We start from the raw sequence: 18,558 nt of genomic DNA, 5'->3' as shown, positions 1-18,558 counted from the left end.
AGAATGCCGCGACAGAGCAAGCGTAAAACAGCCGCTGCTGCGGGGCCGTCATCCCTGAGGACGACGGGTAAACCAGCAGACCAATGCTGAGGATGCACAAAAAAAGCGCCGAGGAGACAAAGCATGAGGACATGGACCGTGAGTGGCCGCAGCGCTTCGACCGGCGCACCGCTGGCGGGTGATGCGGCAAGCAGTGAGGTCGGCCACGTGTTGGCCGGAATGGTCATGGCACTGGGCCAGCCCCGTTTTGAGGACAACCTGTTGGACTGCCTGTACCCGGTGGTGCCCGCCGCATCGTGGTCGGTGTACCGCACCGGGCAGCACTGCCGTCCCACGCTGTTCATGTCGGCCAGTCATGGCGTGACCGACACCACCCGCGACTGCTGGCGAGCCTACCTGTCGGGCCCCTACTTGAAGGACCGCACGCTGGTCGCACAACCGACCAGCTCTGCCGCCGCCCTGGCCGGTGCCACCGGGCCCATGACACAGCTGTGCCACATCATGGCGCGCGAGGTTCCTGTGGAGCACCGGGCCAAGGTCTATGAGGCGCATGGTGTGGCCGAGCGGGTGTCTATCGTCAGCCTGCCTGGCGACGGGGTGGTGTTCGCGATCAACTTCTACCGCCATCAGCACCAGCGGCCCTTCACAGATGGGCAACTGGCCATGTTTGGCAATCTGGCGCCGTCGTTGCTGGCACTGACCCGCAAGCACCTGGCACTGGTGGGAGCGCCTGCCATCGAGGCGGATGCGGAAGAGGGGCCCGTCGGCCCCAGCCTGCGCAGCCGATTGCTGGCCCTGTCACCGGCGCTGACGCAGCGCGAGCTGGATGTGTGCCTGCGCTTGCTGCAGGGCATGACGCAGGATGGCATTGCCAACGACCTGGGCTTGAGTCTGCCCACGGTCAAGACCTACCGCAACCGGGCCTTCAACCGCCTGGGTATCCACTTTCGCAACGAACTGTATGCCCTGGTCATGGGGGCTTCCGCCGTGCGCGGCGCTTGACTGTTGAGACCCAGCCTAAAGCGCCCAGCAGCCACAGCCAATGCAACTTGGGCCACCCTACAACCACCATGGTCACGGCAGTCAGCAGCGCAATCACGATCAGGGCTATGCCTTGATTGAAGGCGCTAATGACGTGCAGTCGGGGCGGCTGCTCGTCTATTTCCACGGCGTGCCCGGTGCGCCGCAAGAGGCCAATGTGTTCGACGCGCCTGCCCAGGCGCATGGCCTGCAGGTGTTGTGCATAGACCGCTTCGCCATGGATAGCGCGCTGCGTGGGGACGCTTATTACCAAGCGCTGGCAGCACACATCACCAGCGTGGCCCAGGGGCAGGTCGTGGACTTTGTGGGTTTTTCCATGGGCGCGTTCATCGCGCTGCAGACCAGCCGCTTTCTGCCCTCGCAGGTGCGCAGCATCCATCTGGTATCTGCCGCCGCGCCGCTGGATGGCGGTGATTTTCTGGAGGCACTGGCGGGCAAACATGTCTTTCGCCTGGCGCAAAAGGCGCCTTGGCTGTTTGGCCTGCTGACACGCTGGCAGGGCGTGCTGGCCCGGTTTGCACCGGGTGCCTTGTTCGGCATGTTGTTCGCATCGGCCCAGGGGGGCGATGTCGCCCTGGCCAAAGATGCCGCGTTTCAAGCCGTCGTCAAATCCGCCTTGCAAAGCGCCTTTGGGGGAGGGCAGGCGGGTTACCGCCGTGATGTGGAAACCTATGTGCAACCGTGGGCCGCCAGCCTGGCCACCATTCACGCGCCCGTGCACCTGTGGCACGGCGATGCAGACAACTGGTCGTCGCCTGCCATGGCGCACTACCTGCAGGCCACGTTGCCTCACGTGGCCGGGCTGCAATTGATGCCCGGGCTGTCGCACTATTCCTGTTTGCTGGCGGCCCTACCAAAGATTTGCACGCAGGTGGCGGCATGAAAGGCAGCACCGTGAATGCATCCCACATCTGGGTGCGCACCACCGGTATTGCCGCGCTGCTGCTTTTCATTGGGTTGGCGGTCTATTTGCTGCCGCTGCAACCCAACCTTGTCGCACTGCAGTTCGCCGGGAACGCCGATGCATTTCAAGCCATCCTGGCCCAGTGGCAGCCTGCGGGCGTGGCGCTGTTCCGTTCGCACTTGCCGGTGGATGCGGCGCTGCTGTTGGCGTATGGCGCGTTTGGCTATCTGCTGACCACGCGCACTGCGGTATTCGCGCGGTACACGCCGGCGTGGCGGCTACGGGTATCCGCGCTCATGCCCGTGGCTGCGTTGGCCGATGTAGGGGAAAACATCCTGCATTGGTATCTGACAAGTGGACATCTGGAGAACGCTGCGTTGCTGGTGCCCATTGCGACAGCCTGCTCGGCGCTCAAGTTCGCTGGCATTGTGTTGTTCGGGGTGGTGGTGGTGCATGCGCGCTCTGTAGCGCGACGCTAAATTTGTTGTCGAATCACCCGAACGGGGGATATTCAGAGTACTTGGGCAGACGCAAAATGGTTATCCAAGAAGCCGGGAGCAATAATGGCAATATTTCTAGAACGAGCACTTTTTGTAGTTGCGCCTCAAGACTCTGGCAAGAGTACAACGCTTCGGTCGATGTTTCTAGACCGAAGGCTCGGTACAGAAGGCTTACCACCCCCTTCGTCAGAGCAACGCAGGCTCTCTGAGATTTATCACTTGAGCAACGAGCGCCGGTTGTATTTGCGGTTAACTTCTCCGCATGAATACGATGAAACTCCTAAAGAGTTTTTGGAAAAGACAAGAAACAAGATGAACGATGGACGCTGGTGCTATGCCGGGCCATTCCAACCCAATGCTTTCCGGAAGATGCCTGACATAGTCCAGTCCGTCGAATTGTTCGTTAAATTTTTTGAACCGGAAAGAGTTCGCATTGCTTTTTTGTCACCCAATAGGCATGGTCATGAAATTAATACATTCGTTCCAGGCAGAGATTTGTCTCAAGAATTGCTAGCGATCCCAAGAGTTGAAATTATGTGCCTTGACGGGCGTCAGCGAGGAAAAAATGGTTTGTTGCTCGCTGATTTCTTTGACTTTGAGTGAGGTCTCCAGCTTCTTCATAAAGGGAGATAGCCGAAAGAGCGGAAGCCCCTCATGTAAACAAAATATTTATGACCAATTCCACTGTCATTGATTGCCCCCAGTGTTCCGTAAGAGTAAAAACGGACATTAAGTATTGGGTTGGTAACGCAGAGAGTGACGCCTATTTTCTTGCTGAGTGTCCGTCCTGCAAGCAGGCGCTTTTGGGTAAAGCCTTTGTTTATCAAGACGAGCAGATGAACTATGAGTGGAGTAATGCGGAGCGAATCTGGCCCGTACCTGCAAATACTGAAATTTCTTCCTCTATTCCGGTGGCAGCTCGCCGTGACATTAAAGATGCGCAGAAATGTCTGTCGCATGGCATTTATTCTGCAGCTGCCGTATTGTGTGGAAAGGCTTTAGAGCGGCTCATACATGAGAAGGCCGGAGCGAACATGATGATTGGCAAAGGCTTAGCAGAATTGAAAACTAAAGGCATCATTGATGAAAGACTCTTTACGTGGGCGGAAGCCTTGCGCAAAGAGCGCAATATCGGCGCACATGCGTCGGAGCAAGAGACTACTCGTGAAAATGCCGAAGATGTAATTGATTTCACCATAGCCATCTTTGATTATGTCTATACGTTGAGTGAAAAATACGACAAGTATTTGGCACGAAAGGCGATGCCTCACGGTCTGCCGGGCTAACAAGCGAGTCAATGTGACGTTTGTCTGTAGTTGCTTTTTCTTGTCGCTGTATGAATACTTTTAGGGCGTGGTTTATTACTGACTTATACCCACCCCATCCGCCCCAACACAGCCCCACCTCCCAACAGCCACAGCAAATGCACCTTGGTGCGCTACACCACCACAGTAGCTACCGCAGTTAGCAGCCACGGCCGCCAGTTTTCCAGTTGTGACGCTGGCTGGACGCCAGAATCCATCCCGTCGCAATCAACAGCGCAATCACGATCGGGGGCATGCCCTGTTTGAAGGCGCGCAGTCTGGGCAGCTGTTTTATGGTCGGTGGTGTGGGACATCTGCATGCCGGGCCTGTCGCATTACAGCTGCCTGCCAGCCTCAGCGCCCCAGGTGTGTGCGCAGCTGGCTGGGGCCTGAATTCTTACTTGGATGCAGCAGGCGTGGGGATGTTGCCGTAGATGTGCAGCACCTTGGACAGCAGCACAGACCTCTCGACCTCGGATGCAGGTGCGGGTTTGCCATCGGCGCCGTACAGCCCCTTGAATGGCATGCCTGTGTAGGTATTGGCATCGGGGGCAAAGACGGTGAATTCTTCCACCTTGCCATTGATGGGCGCGCGTGCCTTGAAGCCCATGTGGCAGGCATAGGCTGTTCCCAGGCTGGCATCAATAGCCCCTTGGGCACTGGCCTCCAGGACGACAGAGCTTCGGCTCTGTGAGGGGTTGGGGGTTTTGGCAACGTCGCCGGGGACGATCATGAGTTTGTCGCCAGGTGCCATACCGCCAGGGTTCGTGTTTCCGTTTCCCCAATAGGTGCTCTCTATAGTCCAGGGCGCCGGGGGAAGTCCTGCTGTTGCTGGACGTGGAACAGCAACGGGAATTTCCAGACTACCCGTCGTGGCCACGGTTTGGGGGCCGACCTTGTTGAACTGCAGCAGTGCCAGATTTTGCGGGTTGAGGACGTTACGGGAGGCGGTGCTGCGGTCCCATGCGTACTTGGCGTTGAGGATGTCGCACCAGACCACGACGGCAGACACCTCTGGCGGCATATTGCGCAAATCCAGTGGCACCGTGATCAGGAAATCGGGCAACTGAATTCTCGGGTTACTTTTTACGATGCTCGCGAGATCGCGACGCGTATCCAAATACTCTTTGTCTCTGGGTTGGGCCTGGGCGGCGCCAAGCAGGAACAGTCCCATCGCGCCGAGCAAGATTTTTCTGAAATACATAGTGTCTCCGTACATGGATTTAGGGTGTCAGTTTGCCGGTGCCAAGGAAGATGAGAGGCTCGGTCACGATCTGTCGTGTCTCCCACTTGGTGTTTGTGGCGGCCAGGCCCAGCGTGCCGGTGCCCAGGAAGGTGAGGGGTTCGGTCACGATCTGTCGTGTCTCCCACTTGGTGTTTGCGGCGGCCAGGCCCAGCGTGCCGGTGCCCAGGAAGGTGAGGGGCTCGGTCACGATCTGCCGCGTCACCCACTGCTGGGCATTGGCGGTTGGCGTTTGCGCAAGGGCAGGGCCAGCAGCGGCCATCAGCGCCAAGGCGGTGGCCCATGAAATGCAGGTGCGCATGGCTTTTGGCATTCCAGCTTCTTTCTATTTGAGGTAGGTAGTGGGCTGGCGCAGTCTATACCAAACCCATGGCACCCAATGCCGCTCTCGCACCCGAGTCCCATAGCAAGTGCAGCTTGGCGTGCTGCACGATTACGGTGGCCACCTAGAAAGGGGCTTCGTGCTGCATGCGCGCTTTACAGCGCGACGCTGATCTGCAGCAGCTCTGGGATATCCAAGGCAAATCCCGGCGGCCACAAAATCATCCACAATGGTTTTTGGTCAACCCTTACAACGGCGTGCCAGGTCACGTACACATACTATGAAACACCTAATAGCGTTCATGTTTTTTGCTGCCTCATCACTGGCATATGGCAGTAGCGAACTGATCGAGATAATGGCACCTGGCGACTACATCTTGGTGGGCAAGGCGGTGGACAGCGACCAGACCTACCATGGCAAGGTAAAAATAAAGTCTTCTGGTAAAGGCTTCATCGTGACGCGGCAGGTGGGCGGCAAATCCATCAACGGCACCGCCAAAATCGAGCCCACGAATGGCGGCGAGTCCAGTGTCCTGCGCATCCGGTTTACCGAAGCCAATATCAAATACGAACAAACCTGCCTGGTTGCCAGCGATCTGGATAACTACGGAAGAATCAGTTGTTATCTGTACCGGCCTGGTGCTAACACCATGCAGCCCGGCCTGGAAGTACTGTTTCATGACCAGGATGCGAAGTAGGTCTGTGGCCTGACAGCGCTTCATGACTTGTGCCAGTCTGTTTGCGAATCTCGAACGGAGGACACCATGGGACTCTTGACCTTCAGTATCAACGTCACCCTGGACGGCTGCGTCGACCACCAGGAGGGAATCGCGGACGACGAGACACACGCCTTCTTCACCCGCCTCATGGACGAGAGCGGGGCGATGCTGTGGGGTCGCGTCACCTACGAGATGATGGAGAGCTACTGGCCCGTGGTGGCCCGCGGCGATGCGGAGGCACCGCCGGTGATCCGCGAGTGGGCGGTCAAGCTGGAGGCCAAGACTAAGTACGTGGTGTCCAGGGCGCGAAAAAACTTCCCGTGGGCCAACAGCCACCACATCGCCGGCGACCTGCGCACTGGCGTACAAAAGCTCAAGGACGCGACCCCGAACGGTGTGCTGCTCGGTAGCGGCAAGCTCGCGACCGAACTGGACCGACTGGATCTGATCGACGAATACCAGTTCCTCGTCCACCCCAGAATCGCCGGCCACGGCCCGACCCTGTACGAGAGCGGGCTGCTCAGCACGCGACGGCTTGATCTGGTCTCATCGACGCCGCTCCGCAACGGCGCGGTCGCCATGCACTACCGGCGCGCGCGCGGCTAACAAGGCATTCAAGCCGACACCGCTTCGCGGCGCGGCTTAATTCAGGCGTCAATCTACATACCCCTATCCACCCAGTAGCACCCAGCAACCAAAGCAAATGCAGCTTGGCGTGCCAACGATCAACGTGGCCACAGCGGTCAGCATCCGGGGACGCCAGCGCGCGGCGGCAGAGTTCCAGGTGGCGCCGAGCCCCGTGTATGCTGTGGTATGGAACCAAGTCAAGGACACCGCGCAGTGCAAAGCCCAAGCGTTTTGCCGTCCCGCGATACCAGCGTGGTGCCGCCCGCGTTGGACAGTTCCCCGGACGTGCGCAAACTGCCGATCCGGCTGTTGATGCGGTTTACCGATCCTCTGTTTGAGCAGCGCTTTCTGCGCTTTTACGAGGGGTTCTACAGGCGTTATGCCCAGGCCAGTCTGGTGCTGGGCATGATTCTGATTGTTGGCGACTGGCTGGTTGACCACCTGGCGTTTCCCGAGGTTTCCGCCAATGGGTACCGCATGGTGTTGAGCATCCCTATCCTTGCGGTCGGTCTGGCGCTGTCATTCAGCCGTGCGGGCAAGCGGCACTGGCAGACGCTGATGGCTGCGATTATTGTGCTGGTGGGGATCAGCCTGTACTGGACGCTGCACCGGATCGGTCTTCAGGGCGGCAGTGGTCTGGGGTCGTGGGTCGGCATCCTCAATTTCACCTTTTTTGAGCTCTATTGTTTTGTCATTCTTGGCATCGGGTTTCGTTATGCGCTGCCGACCGGTTTGCTACTTTTTGTGGGATTTGAGGTCTCCATACTGACCGTCCTGGCCGGCGAGATGGAGCATGGCAGCTACCTGACCTACCATGTGTTCACGGTGTTTCTGCTGGCGGCCATGATTGGCTGGTGGCGGGAGTATTTGCTGCGCAAGGAATTTCTGGCGGTGGCGGAGCTTGAGGTGGCCACGCAGGTCGCGTTAAGCCAAGCGGAATATCTCAGTGAGCACGATGCCGTGACCGGGCTGCGCAACCTCACGGGTTTCATTGCGTTGCTGGAGCGGGAGACGCGTGCGGCAGATGCCCAGCACCGCACATTGCCACTGTTGCTCATTGACCTGGAGCGCCTTCGGCGTATCCGGGATGCCTTTGGTCAAAAGGCGGCCGATCATCTGACGCGGTCTTTGGTGGATCGACTGCATGCGTCAGCGGGCCCGTTTCAACCGACACCCGAGTTTGCCCGCACCTCCAGCTTTGAAGTCGCGGTGCTGTTTCGCCATGTTCAGGACACCGCCACGGTGATTGAAGCGTCCGAGCGTTTGCTGGAGTCGTTGCGACAGCCGTTCCATCTGGAGGGGCAAGACTTCTATCTGTTGCCCACCGGGGGCTTGGGGCTCTATCCCAACGATGGCGACTCGGGCGAGGCTACGCTCAAAGCGGCGCGTGTGGCGCTGTCCACGCATGCGCACGAGGAGCGCTCCCTGCATTTCTACAACGCCGACCATGATCGTGCGCTGGCGCAGCGGCAGCGGCTTGAGGAAGACCTGCGCGGAGCCCTTGCCGCTGGGCAACTGTCCTTGGCCTACCAGCCGCTGGTGCGGGTTTCAGACCGCACGCCGTCGGGCGTGGAGGCATTGCTGCGCTGGACGCACCCTACATTGGGTGCCATCGGGCCGGTGGAGTTCATCCCGATGATGGAAGAGCTTGGCCTCATTCACGAGATTGGGGAATGGGTGCTGAACGAAGCCTGCGCGCAGGCGGTGCGATGGCAGCAATCGGGCCTGGTGCTCACTGAAATGGCGGTGAACGTGTCGGGGCTGCAACTGGCCGACCCGGGGTTTGCCAGCCGAGTGTCCCGGGCGCTGGCCCAGTCGGAGCTACCGCCTCAGAAGCTGGTGCTGGAGCTGACGGAATCTGTGCTGGTGCACGACAACGATGCAGCCATGGCGCAGTTGAGCGCGCTCAAAGCATTGGGTTTGCGTCTTGCGCTGGATGATTTTGGGACCGGGTTTTCGTCGCTGATGAGCATCGCACGGTTTCCGTTTGACATCGTCAAGCTCGACCGCAGCTTTGTGCAGGCGGCACCCTCGACGCGTGCGGCCGCGGCCATCGTGGAGGCGATCATGGCGTTGGCCACACGGCTTGGCATGGAAACAGTGGCAGAGGGCATTGAGACGGAAGAACAACTGCAATACATCGCTGCTTTGGGTTGCCATCTGGCGCAGGGCTATCTCTTTGCGCGCCCCTGTTCTGCGGAAGAGTTGACCGTCTTATACCCAGCCCATCCACCCCAATAACGCCCCGCCTCCCAGCAGCCACAGCAAGTGCAGCTTGGTGCGCCACACAATCACGGTGGCCACGGCGGTTAGCAGCCAAGGGCGCCAGTTCTCCAGCGGCGTGCCTTGGCTAGACGCCAGAATCCAGCCCGTCGCAATCAACAGTGCAATCACGATGGGCGCCATGCCCTGCTTGAAGGCGCGCACGGCGCGCAGCTCGCGGTTCTGGTGGCCCCAGCGGGCGGCGGCGAAGGTGAGGGTGGTGCTGGGCAGCATGATGCCCACCATGGCGATCAGCACGCCCATGAGGCCATAGACCCCGGCCATCACACCGGTAGACAGACCGCCGGCGGCGTTCACACCCACATTCCAGCCCATCAGCGCGACAAACAACACGTTGGGGCCGGGCGCGGCCTGCGCCAGCGAGATGCTGGAAGTGAACTGGTCCTCGGTCAACCAGTGCTGTTCACCCACCAGGTAGCGGTGCATGTCGGGCGCGGTGGTGATGGCGCCGCCCACGGCCAGGAGCGAGAGAGACATGAAGTGGACAAACATGCCCAGCCAGTCGGCGGCGGTGAGGGTGAGGTGCAAAGGCATCAGGTAACCCTCCGTCCAGCGGACTGCGGGTGCGAGCACCTTGGGAACGGCCCGGCGGCGCTCATCGTGCGTCTCCGCCCAGTGCGCGGGTCTTGCCCAGTTGCCGGTAGGCCCACAGGCTGGCCACGCCACCCGCCGACAGCAGCACCCAGACCAGGGGCAGCCGCAAGATGCCAATCGCTACAAAAGTAATAGCTGCCAGCGCCCAGCAGACGGGGGTTCCCATCGGATTTTTCTTCAAAGCGCCGATGAGCTTGAGCCCGGTGGCAGTGACCAGCGCAGCCGCCACGGCACCCATGCCGCGCAGTGCGCCCTGGGCCTGCGGGGTGTCGGCAACGCCAGCAAATAAGGCGGCCATGGCCACGGCGATCAGCAGCGGAAAAGCCAGCATGCCGGCCAGTGCGGCCAGCGCACCGCGCATGCCGAAGTAGCGGTCACCAATCATCAGCGAGAGGTTCACCACATTGGGGCCGGGCAGGATCTGGGCCACAGCCCAGTCTTCGACAAACTCTTCCAGCGTGAGCCACTTTTTCTTTTCGACCAGCTCCCGCTGCACCACGGCCAGCACGCCGCCAAAGCCCTGCAGTGCGAGCATGGAGAAAGACCAGAACAGGTCGGCTATCGATTGGGGGCGGGCGCGAACTGCCGAAGAATCAGCAGGAGGTGAGGCAGGGGGCATACGAAGCACAGTGCAAAACTGCACTGTACTGCAACCGGGATAGTCCATTGGGCGGGGCTGTCGCCCCTACGCGGTGTCTGCCGGACGATTTGCGGCCATTTGTGCCCCTGCTTCGGCGGCAATAGCCGTGCTATTGCCTTCTCACCAGTGACTCAACTGCCTCGCAACTCGCCTCGCCAGCCATCCGCGTCCCAACGGACAATCCCGGTTTATGTCTTCTTCGCTACGGGCTTGTGGGGCTTTTTCGGCGCAGGAGCGGCCGCTTTTTTCTTCGCCACAGGAGCATTCAGTCCCAGCGCTTTTTCCAGTTCCTCAATCGATTGCTCTGTGTAGTCCAGCATGCGCTGCAGCGCAGGTACCGAGCGGCGGCAGGCGATGAAGCCAAAACCCAGGTTGTCGCGGTAACCGCTGATGGTGATGTTGAGCGCCAAGTAGTGCGTGGGGATGGACACCGGGTAGATCTCGTCCAGCGTGGCGCCGTTCATGTACAGCGTCTCGCGTGAACCCGGAACGTTGGAGATCACCAGGTTGAATGGCGGGTACTTGCCTGCCAGCTTGGTCACCAGCGCGGGGCCGAAGGTGGCAATCGACGTCATGCCGTAAGCCATTTTCTGCAGGCGCGACATGCTGCGCAGCTTGTCCTTGGCTTGGGTGGTGGAGGCCTTGATTTTCTCCAGCCGTTTGAGCGGGTCCTTGATGTGGGTGGCCAACTCGGCCAGCAGCAGCGTGACCTGGTTGCCACCCAGATCGGTCTCTCCGTGCAGCGACACCGGCACCATGGCGACCAGCGGTTTGGCGGGCAGCTTGGCGTGGGTTTGCAGGTACTGGCGCAGGGCACCGGCGCAAATCGCCAGCGTGACGTCATTGACCGTGGCGTTGGCGGCCTGGCCAATGCGTTTGAGGCGCGAGAGCGGAAACGACTGTGCGGCAAACCGGCGCGCACCCGAAATCTCCACATTGAACGGTGTGGGTGGCGCCTTGAGCGTGGGGATGGCGGTTTCTTCACCGCTGGCGGAGCGGGCCATGTCCACCAGCCCGGCGCCAATGCCCGGCAGTATTTCGCGCCCGGCTTGGGCCAGTTCGCTCAGTTGCGCCAGCAGACTTTTGCTGGCAGACGCAGGGCGTGGCTTGGGCACCTTGCCCAGCGATTGGGCCCACAGCGGCGGCTTGTGTTCGGCAGCGGTAGTGGCCATGGCCTGTGCTGTCATGCGCGCGCCGCTCACGCCGTCAATCAGCGCGTGGTGCATCTTGATGTAGGTGGCAAAACGCCCTCCGGGCAGGCCCTCAATGACGTAACACTCCCACAACGGGCGGCTGCGGTCCATCAGGTTGCCATGCACACGCGACACCAGTGCCAGCAGCTCGCGGATGCGTCCGGGCTGGGGCAGCGCGAGATGGCGCACGTGGTAGTCCATCTCGAAATCGGTGTCTTCTTCCCAGTACCACATGCCCAGCCGCAGGCGCGGCTTCAGGTTAAAAGGTGCTTCGGCACCCAGGTGCTGGCGCCACTCGTCCAGCATCTGGCCCACAAACTCCGGCCCGGCGCCCTTGGGCGGTGTGTAGATGTTGAGCCCTGCCACATGCATGGGCTGGTTGCGCGTTTCCATCCACAGGAACGCTGAATCGGTGGGGCTCAGGGCTTTCATGCGGCAGTCTCCGTCGTGTAGTTATGCGCCCAGTTTAAGGCCCCGCTGCACGCAACACTGTCCGGAATCCGACATGGGCGGTGGCCAGGTCATCTTCCTGTGGCTGGCGCGCACCGGCGCGGTAACGCATGCAGTAGTTGGGCGCACACAGGTAAGAGCCGCCTTTGATCACGTGGCGTCCGGGCTCGGCACCGGGGCGCTGGGCCACGGGCGGCTGGTCGGGCGGGATGTTGTCTTGTGCGCCGTGGCGCTCGGTATAGCGGTCGGCGGTGAGTTCCCACACATTGCCAATCATGTCGCGCAAACCAAACCCATTGGGTGCAAAGCAGCCCACGGGTGCCAGCGCAGTAAAACCATCGGCGGCCTGGTTGGATACGGGGAACACACCTTGCCAGGTATTGGCTTGCACGGGTTGGGTGCGGTCGTTGTTCTCCACCTGCCCACCGCGTGCGGCCCATTCCCATTCGGCCTCGGAGGGCAGGGCGCGGCCTGCCCAGCGCGCGTAGGCCTGGGCGTCTTCCAGCGTGACGTTGACCACCGGAAACGCATCGCGGCCCTCGATGCTGGTGGCGAGGCCACCGGGGTGGCGCCAACTGGCACCGGGCACGTATTGCCACCACTGGCGCAGGTCGCCGCCATTGCGCACGTCGGCCGGGTTGATGAAGACCACAGCACCGGGTTGCTGCATGTCTGGGGGCAAGCCGGGGTGGAGCTTGGTGTCCACGGGCCGTTCGGCCAGCGTCACGTAGCCGGTGGCTTGTACGAAGCGTGCGAACTGCGCGTTGGTGACCTCGGTGCGGTCCATCCAGAAGCCCTTGACAGTGGCCGGGCGCACGGGTTGTTCTTCGGCATACACGGTGTCGCCAAAGGCAAATGTGCCAGCCGGTACCCACACCATGCCGGGGTGGGGTGAGGGTACTTGCGCGTCGGTGCCGGGGGCGACGCATTGCAGGCGCGCTGTGTTGCCTGCATCCTGCGGCGTGGCCTCTTGCCAGTACAGTCGGTACCCGTAAATGCCCGCCACAGCCAGCACTGCAGCTAGGGTCAGCCCTATTGCCGTGCGGCGCAGTGTCATGCGTCTTCCTTCAATCGCCGGTACACGTCAGTTGTACCAATAGACATACTCATCGCTGGGTTCATGAACCTGATCCAGGGTTTTGTCGATTTCGATAGGCAGTTCAATGAAGGAGGGCCACATCGAGGGCGGCATGGTGGCGTGGTGGGCTGCCATTTGCGCCTTCATTTGTGCCAACTTTTGCGGCTGCTCGCCGGTCAGATTGGTTTTTTCCGTGGGATCGTTGGCCAGGTTGAACAGCCACTCTTTTTTAGGGCGCTCCGAGACGATGAGTTTCCAGAGGTTTTCCTGCATGGCCTGGTAGGGGCCGTCGCGCCAGTACAGGGGGCGCGGTGGTTGTGTTGCAGGCTTGGCCGTCAGGTAGGGCAAGAGGTTGACGCCGTCGATAGGCCTGTCCGTGGGCAGGGTGCCGCCCGCTGCGGCCAGCACGGTAGGCATGATGTCGATGTTGGAGATGGGTGGCTGGTACTGCGTACCGGCGGCAATATGCCCCGGCCACTTGGCCACATAGGGCACGCGCAGGCCCCCTTCAAACATGGTGAGCTTCCAGCCGCGGTAGGGCTTGTTGACATCGGGCAGGCCGATGTAGCCGGGCGCGCCGTTGTCGCTGGCAAAGATGACGATGGTGTTTTCTTCCAGCCCTTGGTCTTTCAGGGTTTGAAGCACACGGCCCACACTGCGGTCTATGGACCGCACCATGGCGGCATAGACGCGGCGACGGTGGTCAGGGATGTTGGAGAGCGCGTCGTAGTCTTCCTTGCTGGCCTGCAGCGGGGTGTGTACGCCCCAGTGTGCGAGGTACATGAAGAAGGGCCGGTTTTTATTTTTCTGGATCGCGTTGATGGCTTCGTCGGTGTAATAGTCGGCCAGGTACTTGGCCGGTTCAAACCACTTGCCACCGTTGTAGCTCACGCCAAAACGCATGTTGGGCCACAGGAATTTGTCGATGGGGTCGAAGTCCTGGCGCGAGTTTTCCACGTCCGGCGAGTTCACGGGCAGATGCAGCCCGCTTTCCATGAACAAGGTTTCGTCAAAACCCTGGTTGTTGGGACGCATCTCGGGTGTGCTGCCCAGGTGCCATTTGCCGATGTGCACGGTGTGGTAGCCCCGTGCCTTGAGCGCCTCGGCCACGGTGATTTCGGAAGCAGGCATGCCCAGGTCGTTGAAGTCCTTGGACTTCTCGGCCTTTTCCTTGTCCACGATCACGGGATACAGTCGTTTGGTATCGCCATACAGCGCAGGAGCCACGCGTGACATGGCTCCGGGGGTGGGCGTGAATTCCACGCCAAAACGCCAGGGGTAACGCCCGGTCATAAGTGCGGCACGCGAGACTGTGCAGACGGCCGCGCCCGCGTAGCCTTGGTCAAAACGCACACCATCGCGGGCGATGGAGTCGATGTTGGGGGTGGGTACACCCTCGGCCGTGTGGCCGCCGCCGCGGGTGGACACATCGTTGATGCCCATGTCGTCCGCCAGGATGACGATGATGTTGGGCGGGCGCTGGCCCACTGGTTTGTCGGCTTGGTCGGGGCCAGCCATCCAGGGTACGGGCTTGTTGGGTTCGCGCGGAAAACGGATGTCGGTGTACCAGCCCAGCGAATATTTCAGCAGCTCGATGCGGTTGACATACAGCAGGGCCACGGCCCCCAGCAGTACCAGGGCGGTGATGCCGAGTCTTTTGCGAAGTGTCACAGCGATGTCTCCTTTGTTTTTATGGATCACCCCGCAGGGTGAAGTGGCGCCGCGCGCGCCTGTTTTACGCCATGCGAACCATGCCCCCGGCCACACGCATCATCGTTTGTGCTGTCTCTGGGCCTGCATTCTGGTTTTGCCCGGTGACCAGTTTGCCATCTGCCACGGTGTGGTTGGCAAAGGGGTCTCTCAGGGCGGTGGCACTTTCAAACAGGGCGCCGGCTGCACGCAGCTCACGCTCCGGGTGTTGGGGCGTGGTGCTGATGCCCAGTTCGCGGACCTGTTTGTCGGTTACTGCGGTCACGCGTTTGCCTTGGACCAGCGATTCGCCGTTGTGGTCTTTGGCCCGCAGCAGGCCCAGGGGGCCGTGGCACACACCACCGATGACTTTGCCCGCCCGCCAGGCCTGGGTAATTTTTTCGCCCAGTACCGCCGAGGTGCCCAGGTCGTAAGCGGCGCCCCAACCACCGGCCAGGAAAATCAGGTCGTATTCGGCAAAGTCCAGGTTTTCAATGCGCAGCGAGTCTTCCACCTTGGCCTGGAATACGCCGTCATGCAGGTAACGTTTGTCGGAGTCGGTGGCCATGAACCAGCGAAACGAATCCGGCTCAATCGGGATGGCACCGCCCCGGATGCTCGCCACATCCACGTGCATGCCACCGTCCAGGAAGGCGTAATACGGTGCCGTCATCTCCGAGCCAAAAACACCTGTAGCCTTGCCGCCTTCACCCAAAGTGGCTTGGCTGGTGGTGATGATGAGCGCGCGCTGGCCCGGCAGTTTGTACAGGGGGCCGTGGTAGTGGGGGTGCAGGCCCAAGGCGCGCAAGGTGGCGGGCAAGCCCAGCCAGAGGTAGAGGCCGGTGAGGACAAGCAGCAGGAGTGCAATGGTCATGGTGTGGATGGTTGAAGAGCAATGAAGAACAGTAAAGCGCCTGCGCAGGACAACAGCAGCGCGACCAGCGTGCGCACCACAAACAGGCTCACGACGGGTTTGACGGGAAAGATGTGGGTCTTCTCGATGGCCGCCCACTTGTGGACAAACTTCTCGGCCTGGTTGGCGTCAATGGCAAAACGCACAAAGTCGCGCCGGCTGCGGTAACGCACCATGGCCACGTAGTGCCAGGCGTCTGCACCTTCGGGCACCACAAAGTTACCGGTACGTCGGCCAATGAACAGCAGCAGGTTGCCGTTGCGCAGCAGCGGCCAGACGATGGACTTGCCGTAACGATTGTCTGCCTCGCGCGGGTCGTCGCTGTAGTGGTAGCCCGCTGGGTACAGCGCCTTGGGGCGGTAGCGCACCAGGTTTTGCATGACGAACTCTTTGCCGTCATCACTGGCCAGCAGTTCGCGGACCTCTTCTATCGCGGCTCGGGTGTGGTCGCTGTCGTCCGTGGCTTGCAGGGCACGCAATGCGGCTTCTTTTTCTTCGGCTGTCATGGGTTTGCCGTTGCCGCCGTACCAGAGCCAGAAGGCAAGGTACAGGGCCGCCAGCGGCAGGGCAATGCAGAGCGAGGCAATCAGCATGGTGGACCTCAGGCGGCCTGGCCGACAGGGGTGAACTGGTCGCTGTTGTCACGCAGCCATTGCTCCGACATGCTGGCGTCTTGCTGGCGCGGATGGAAGTCGGGCGCCATGTAGTCGCGCCACAGGCCGTAGTTGCCGCGGAACATGCCGTCTTTGGCAAACAGCAGCTTGCCCGCGCTGCGCCAGGTGCTCCATTGGAACAAGCTGCCGTCATGCCACAGGTTGCGAATGGTCTGCCGCGTGATGTCCGACAGGAAGGTGATGGTGATGTAACGGAACAGACGCAGGCGCCAAGTCTCGCTGCCACCCATGGCGCGGTAGATGTCAAAGGCGGTGCTGCGGTGTTCGGACTCTTCGGCGCTGTGCCAGAGCCACAGGGTTTGCAGGCGAGGTTCGGCGCCCGCCAGCGCCTCGGGGTGGCGCAGCATCCAGTCGGCAAAAATGGCGGTCAGGTGTTCGGTAGCGGCGGTGGCGGCCACATGAATGCGCGTGTCGCGGTGGGCGTTGTCTTTCAGGCGTTTTCCCGCGCGCACTTCGAGCACATTGCGGTAGCCCATTGTTTCCAGATGGCCGTTGAACAGGGCGTGGATGCGCCGGTGTGTGGCCTCTTGCCCCACAAAGCCCTGCACCTCGGGTGCCAGGCGTTGCCGGTCGGCTTCGGGCAAGGTCTTGAGTCCGTTGCGCACCGAGTCAATGAAGTACTGCTCGCCCAGCGGAAAACTCATGGACAGGGCGCTGAAGAAGGCCGAGCGAAACGCGTCACCGCCATTCCAGCGGCTCTCGAACGGTGTGTTCAGGTCGATCAGCAGTTTTCGTACAACCAAGTCTGTCATGGTGGGTTCTCCGCAGATATTCAAGAATCAAGGGTCATCCGTGGGCGGGCAGATGGTCTTGCGCGCCGTAGAAAACGCGGCCCAGGCCCTGGGGCTCAAAGGCTTTCCATTGGTCTGGTGCCTGGGCCAGGCGCTCGGCGACCAGGTACAGGGCCGAGGGGCTCACGGCCATGCCGCAGTGGGTGTTGCCGCGCAGATGGATGCTCTCACCCTCGGGCGTGCCTTCTTCGATGGAGCAGCGCCACGCCACCACGCCATCGAGCTTGCTGTAGACCGCCGTGGTCGGCACAGGGGGCTTCACACGCATTTCCACGTGCCGGTCAAAGTTGATGTTGTCGAGCTTGTCGCCCGAAATCCATTCGTAAAAGCGCGCCACGCTGGAGGCCAATGGGTGGCCGGTGAAGGGCGAGCCCAGTGTGATGACCTGGCGCACCTGGTGTGGCGCCAGCTTGGCCAGCTCGCGTGCAAACACACCGCCCAAGCTCTGGCCCACGATGCTCACCTTTTGCTGGCCATGCCGCGCGTAGATGTCCTGCAGCAGTTGTTCCATGGTGGTGGACACCTCTTCCTTGACACCGCGGTTGCGGCCCATGCCCCAGGGGTAGGTGGTGTAGCCCAGGTCATCCAGAAACCGGCGCAATAGCGCGGTGGACACATCGGACGCGCCCAGACCGGGGATGACCAGCACGGGATGGCCGTCACCGCGTGGGGCCGCACGTTTGAGGGGCTTGTACAGGGCCAGCCCGGCAAAGTATTCCCAGAACGCGCGTTGCTCCGTCGCCAGCAGCCATAGCGGCGGTGCCTTGATATCGGGAAACTGGGTCAGGGATGTCTTGAGGCGTTTCAGTCGGGACATGTTTTCTCCTTGCAACATGCGCAAGATTGGACTTATAGTTTATGAAAGTAGTTCACTTTCATGTTTCATATTTCTGGATGCGGTACGCATGGCAAAGAAATCGGAAAAAAACTCCATTAAATCAATAGTCAGGGCGCCAAAACAGGACCGTTCCCGGATCACAGTGGAGGCGATTCTGGAAAGCGCCGTTCAGATTTTGGAAACGGAAGGGCTGGCTGGTTTCAAGGTCGCGGCGCTGGCCGAACGGTCGGGGTATGGGGTCGGCACGCTGTACCAGTATTTCGAGAACATCGACGCCGTGATGCTGGCCCTGGTGGAGCTGGAAAACGAGCGCCAGCGGCAAACCCTGCTGGCCCAGTTCAGCGACTTGGCTGCCCGGGGTGTGCCACAGGGCACGCGTGATCTGGTGGACCTGATGCTGGGCGCCTTTACCCAGCGCCGTGCGGCACAAAAAGCCATCATCGACTGGGCGTTGTCGCGCCGCGATGTGCGGACCATTGACGGGCGGAATACCTTTCTGGGCCAGATGTTGGCCAGCGTATCGGCACGTTCCCAGGGGCTTCCGCTGAACCGGCTGCTGGACTCTACCGAGATGTTTGTGCTGTCGCGCGCATTTCTGGGGGCGTTGCGCACCGCCATCTGGAACGACGAAGCCGACACCGCGTCGCCGAAATTTGCGCAGGCCTTGTCCGATCTGGTGGACGGCTACGTTTATCAGTTGGTCAAACGCGACGCCGCTGCCCAGGCCGGCAAGGCCTGAAGCGCGGCGCGCAAAAG

The 18,558-nt window shown here is 61.0% G+C and carries 20 protein-coding genes; 9 read left to right on the top strand and 11 right to left on the bottom strand.

Features of this window, described 5'->3' with window-relative positions:
- Positions 1-123 precede the first annotated feature (123 nt).
- The 5 genes from RS694_RS11230 (at position 124) to RS694_RS11215 (ending at position 3,731) form a co-directional block, all read left to right on the top strand.
- Positions 124-1,002: a helix-turn-helix transcriptional regulator gene (locus tag RS694_RS11230; protein ID WP_029706988.1), complete on the top strand. Its 879-nt coding sequence runs from the start codon at positions 124-126 to the stop codon at positions 1,000-1,002.
- A gap of 40 nt (positions 1,003-1,042) precedes the next feature.
- Complete coding sequence (locus RS694_RS11225) at positions 1,043-1,924, top strand: alpha/beta fold hydrolase (RefSeq protein WP_244898401.1); 882 nt, start codon at positions 1,043-1,045, stop codon at positions 1,922-1,924.
- On the top strand, positions 1,921-2,424 hold the full coding sequence (locus tag RS694_RS11220) for a hypothetical protein (RefSeq protein ID WP_051391795.1): 504 nt from the start codon (positions 1,921-1,923) through the stop codon (positions 2,422-2,424). Before RS694_RS11225 ends, RS694_RS11220 begins: the two co-directional genes overlap by 4 nt.
- A 240-nt stretch (positions 2,425-2,664) precedes the next feature.
- Positions 2,665-3,048 carry a hypothetical protein gene (locus tag RS694_RS20490; RefSeq protein WP_156876172.1) on the top strand — a complete coding sequence of 128 codons (384 nt, stop codon included), beginning with the start codon at positions 2,665-2,667 and terminating at the stop codon, positions 3,046-3,048.
- Between the two features lie 68 nt (positions 3,049-3,116).
- On the top strand, positions 3,117-3,731 hold the full coding sequence (locus RS694_RS11215) for a DUF4145 domain-containing protein (protein ID WP_029706991.1): 615 nt from the start codon (positions 3,117-3,119) through the stop codon (positions 3,729-3,731).
- Positions 3,732-4,146: 415 nt separating this feature from the next.
- Here RS694_RS11215 and RS694_RS11210 read toward each other — a convergent pair whose 3' ends face one another.
- Both RS694_RS11210 and RS694_RS11205 read right to left on the bottom strand, forming a co-directional pair.
- Positions 4,147-4,953, bottom strand: coding sequence for a hypothetical protein (locus tag RS694_RS11210; RefSeq protein WP_152528793.1), 807 nt, complete (start codon positions 4,951-4,953; stop codon positions 4,147-4,149).
- A gap of 19 nt (positions 4,954-4,972) precedes the next feature.
- Positions 4,973-5,305, bottom strand: a complete 333-nt coding sequence (locus tag RS694_RS11205; RefSeq protein ID WP_152528794.1) for a hypothetical protein — start codon at positions 5,303-5,305, stop codon at positions 4,973-4,975.
- Between the two features lie 310 nt (positions 5,306-5,615).
- Between RS694_RS11205 and RS694_RS11200 the strand changes: the two genes are divergently transcribed.
- The 3 genes from RS694_RS11200 to RS694_RS11190 all read left to right on the top strand — a co-directional run bounded on the left by RS694_RS11200 (position 5,616) and on the right by RS694_RS11190 (position 8,900).
- Complete coding sequence (locus RS694_RS11200) at positions 5,616-6,011, top strand: hypothetical protein (protein WP_029706995.1); 396 nt, start codon at positions 5,616-5,618, stop codon at positions 6,009-6,011.
- A 66-nt stretch (positions 6,012-6,077) separates the two neighbouring features.
- Positions 6,078-6,638, top strand: coding sequence for a dihydrofolate reductase family protein (locus RS694_RS11195; protein WP_029706997.1), 561 nt, complete (start codon positions 6,078-6,080; stop codon positions 6,636-6,638).
- Between the two features lie 234 nt (positions 6,639-6,872).
- Positions 6,873-8,900 (top strand): putative bifunctional diguanylate cyclase/phosphodiesterase, encoded by a 2,028-nt coding sequence (locus tag RS694_RS11190; protein WP_161631557.1) that lies wholly within the window; start codon positions 6,873-6,875, stop codon positions 8,898-8,900.
- Here RS694_RS11190 and RS694_RS11185 read toward each other — a convergent pair.
- The 9 genes from RS694_RS11185 to RS694_RS11145 all read right to left on the bottom strand — a co-directional run bounded on the left by RS694_RS11185 (position 8,874) and on the right by RS694_RS11145 (position 17,781).
- On the bottom strand, positions 8,874-9,476 hold the full coding sequence (locus RS694_RS11185) for a chromate transporter (protein ID WP_029706999.1): 603 nt from the start codon (positions 9,474-9,476) through the stop codon (positions 8,874-8,876). The two genes, RS694_RS11190 and RS694_RS11185, sit on opposite strands and share 27 nt — an antisense overlap.
- 61 nt (positions 9,477-9,537) lie before the next feature.
- Complete coding sequence (locus RS694_RS11180; RefSeq protein ID WP_037247001.1) at positions 9,538-10,155, bottom strand: chromate transporter; 618 nt, start codon at positions 10,153-10,155, stop codon at positions 9,538-9,540.
- 209 nt (positions 10,156-10,364) lie between these two features.
- Positions 10,365-11,801, bottom strand: coding sequence for a WS/DGAT/MGAT family O-acyltransferase (locus RS694_RS11175; RefSeq protein WP_051391797.1), 1,437 nt, complete (start codon positions 11,799-11,801; stop codon positions 10,365-10,367).
- A 34-nt stretch (positions 11,802-11,835) separates the two neighbouring features.
- Positions 11,836-12,876 carry a formylglycine-generating enzyme family protein gene (locus RS694_RS11170; protein ID WP_081708588.1) on the bottom strand — a complete coding sequence of 347 codons (1,041 nt, stop codon included), beginning with the start codon at positions 12,874-12,876 and terminating at the stop codon, positions 11,836-11,838.
- A gap of 27 nt (positions 12,877-12,903) precedes the next feature.
- A complete protein-coding gene (locus RS694_RS11165) occupies positions 12,904-14,568 on the bottom strand; it encodes a sulfatase-like hydrolase/transferase (RefSeq protein ID WP_029707003.1) in 1,665 nt (554 codons plus the stop codon).
- Between the two features lie 64 nt (positions 14,569-14,632).
- Entirely contained in the window at positions 14,633-15,460 is an 828-nt protein-coding gene (locus tag RS694_RS11160; protein ID WP_029707004.1) for a type 1 glutamine amidotransferase domain-containing protein, read from the bottom strand.
- Positions 15,457-16,092 carry a hypothetical protein gene (locus tag RS694_RS11155; RefSeq protein ID WP_029707005.1) on the bottom strand — a complete coding sequence of 212 codons (636 nt, stop codon included), beginning with the start codon at positions 16,090-16,092 and terminating at the stop codon, positions 15,457-15,459. The genes RS694_RS11160 and RS694_RS11155 overlap by 4 nt, the downstream gene beginning before the upstream one ends.
- Positions 16,093-16,100: 8 nt before the next feature.
- The gene (locus RS694_RS11150) at positions 16,101-16,925 is read right to left on the bottom strand and encodes a metal-dependent hydrolase (protein WP_029707006.1); all 825 of its coding nucleotides are present in this window, start codon (positions 16,923-16,925) and stop codon (positions 16,101-16,103) included.
- A gap of 34 nt (positions 16,926-16,959) precedes the next feature.
- A complete protein-coding gene (locus tag RS694_RS11145) occupies positions 16,960-17,781 on the bottom strand; it encodes an esterase/lipase family protein (RefSeq protein ID WP_029707007.1) in 822 nt (273 codons plus the stop codon).
- A 163-nt stretch (positions 17,782-17,944) separates the two neighbouring features.
- Here RS694_RS11145 and RS694_RS11140 point away from each other — a divergent pair, with 163 nt between their 5' ends.
- A complete protein-coding gene (locus RS694_RS11140; RefSeq protein ID WP_051391798.1) occupies positions 17,945-18,541 on the top strand; it encodes a TetR/AcrR family transcriptional regulator in 597 nt (198 codons plus the stop codon).
- Positions 18,542-18,558 lie beyond the last annotated feature (17 nt).

Origin of the sequence: Rhodoferax saidenbachensis, assembly GCF_001955715.1 — a bacterium.
Taxonomy (GTDB): Bacteria; Pseudomonadota; Gammaproteobacteria; order Burkholderiales; family Burkholderiaceae_C; genus Allorhodoferax; species Allorhodoferax saidenbachensis.
This window is presented reverse-complemented; position numbering and strand designations above follow the sequence as displayed.

Coding starts and splice junctions, on each gene's coding strand:
- RS694_RS11195 (WP_029706997.1), top strand. CDS start 6,078: ATGGGACTCTTGACCTTCAGTATCAACGTCACCCTGGACGGCTGCGTC.
- RS694_RS11200 (WP_029706995.1), top strand. CDS start 5,616: ATGTTTTTTGCTGCCTCATCACTGGCATATGGCAGTAGCGAACTGATC.
- RS694_RS11175 (WP_051391797.1), bottom strand. CDS start 11,801: ATGAAAGCCCTGAGCCCCACCGATTCAGCGTTCCTGTGGATGGAAACG.
- RS694_RS11170 (WP_081708588.1), bottom strand. CDS start 12,876: ATGACACTGCGCCGCACGGCAATAGGGCTGACCCTAGCTGCAGTGCTG.
- RS694_RS11230 (WP_029706988.1), top strand. CDS start 124: ATGAGGACATGGACCGTGAGTGGCCGCAGCGCTTCGACCGGCGCACCG.
- RS694_RS11225 (WP_244898401.1), top strand. CDS start 1,043: ATGCAACTTGGGCCACCCTACAACCACCATGGTCACGGCAGTCAGCAG.
- RS694_RS11150 (WP_029707006.1), bottom strand. CDS start 16,925: ATGACAGACTTGGTTGTACGAAAACTGCTGATCGACCTGAACACACCG.
- RS694_RS11210 (WP_152528793.1), bottom strand. CDS start 4,953: ATGTATTTCAGAAAAATCTTGCTCGGCGCGATGGGACTGTTCCTGCTT.
- RS694_RS11155 (WP_029707005.1), bottom strand. CDS start 16,092: ATGCTGATTGCCTCGCTCTGCATTGCCCTGCCGCTGGCGGCCCTGTAC.
- RS694_RS11160 (WP_029707004.1), bottom strand. CDS start 15,460: ATGACCATTGCACTCCTGCTGCTTGTCCTCACCGGCCTCTACCTCTGG.
- RS694_RS11180 (WP_037247001.1), bottom strand. CDS start 10,155: ATGCCCCCTGCCTCACCTCCTGCTGATTCTTCGGCAGTTCGCGCCCGC.
- RS694_RS11185 (WP_029706999.1), bottom strand. CDS start 9,476: ATGCCTTTGCACCTCACCCTCACCGCCGCCGACTGGCTGGGCATGTTT.
- RS694_RS11215 (WP_029706991.1), top strand. CDS start 3,117: ATGACCAATTCCACTGTCATTGATTGCCCCCAGTGTTCCGTAAGAGTA.
- RS694_RS11145 (WP_029707007.1), bottom strand. CDS start 17,781: ATGTCCCGACTGAAACGCCTCAAGACATCCCTGACCCAGTTTCCCGAT.
- RS694_RS11205 (WP_152528794.1), bottom strand. CDS start 5,305: ATGCCAAAAGCCATGCGCACCTGCATTTCATGGGCCACCGCCTTGGCG.
- RS694_RS11220 (WP_051391795.1), top strand. CDS start 1,921: ATGAAAGGCAGCACCGTGAATGCATCCCACATCTGGGTGCGCACCACC.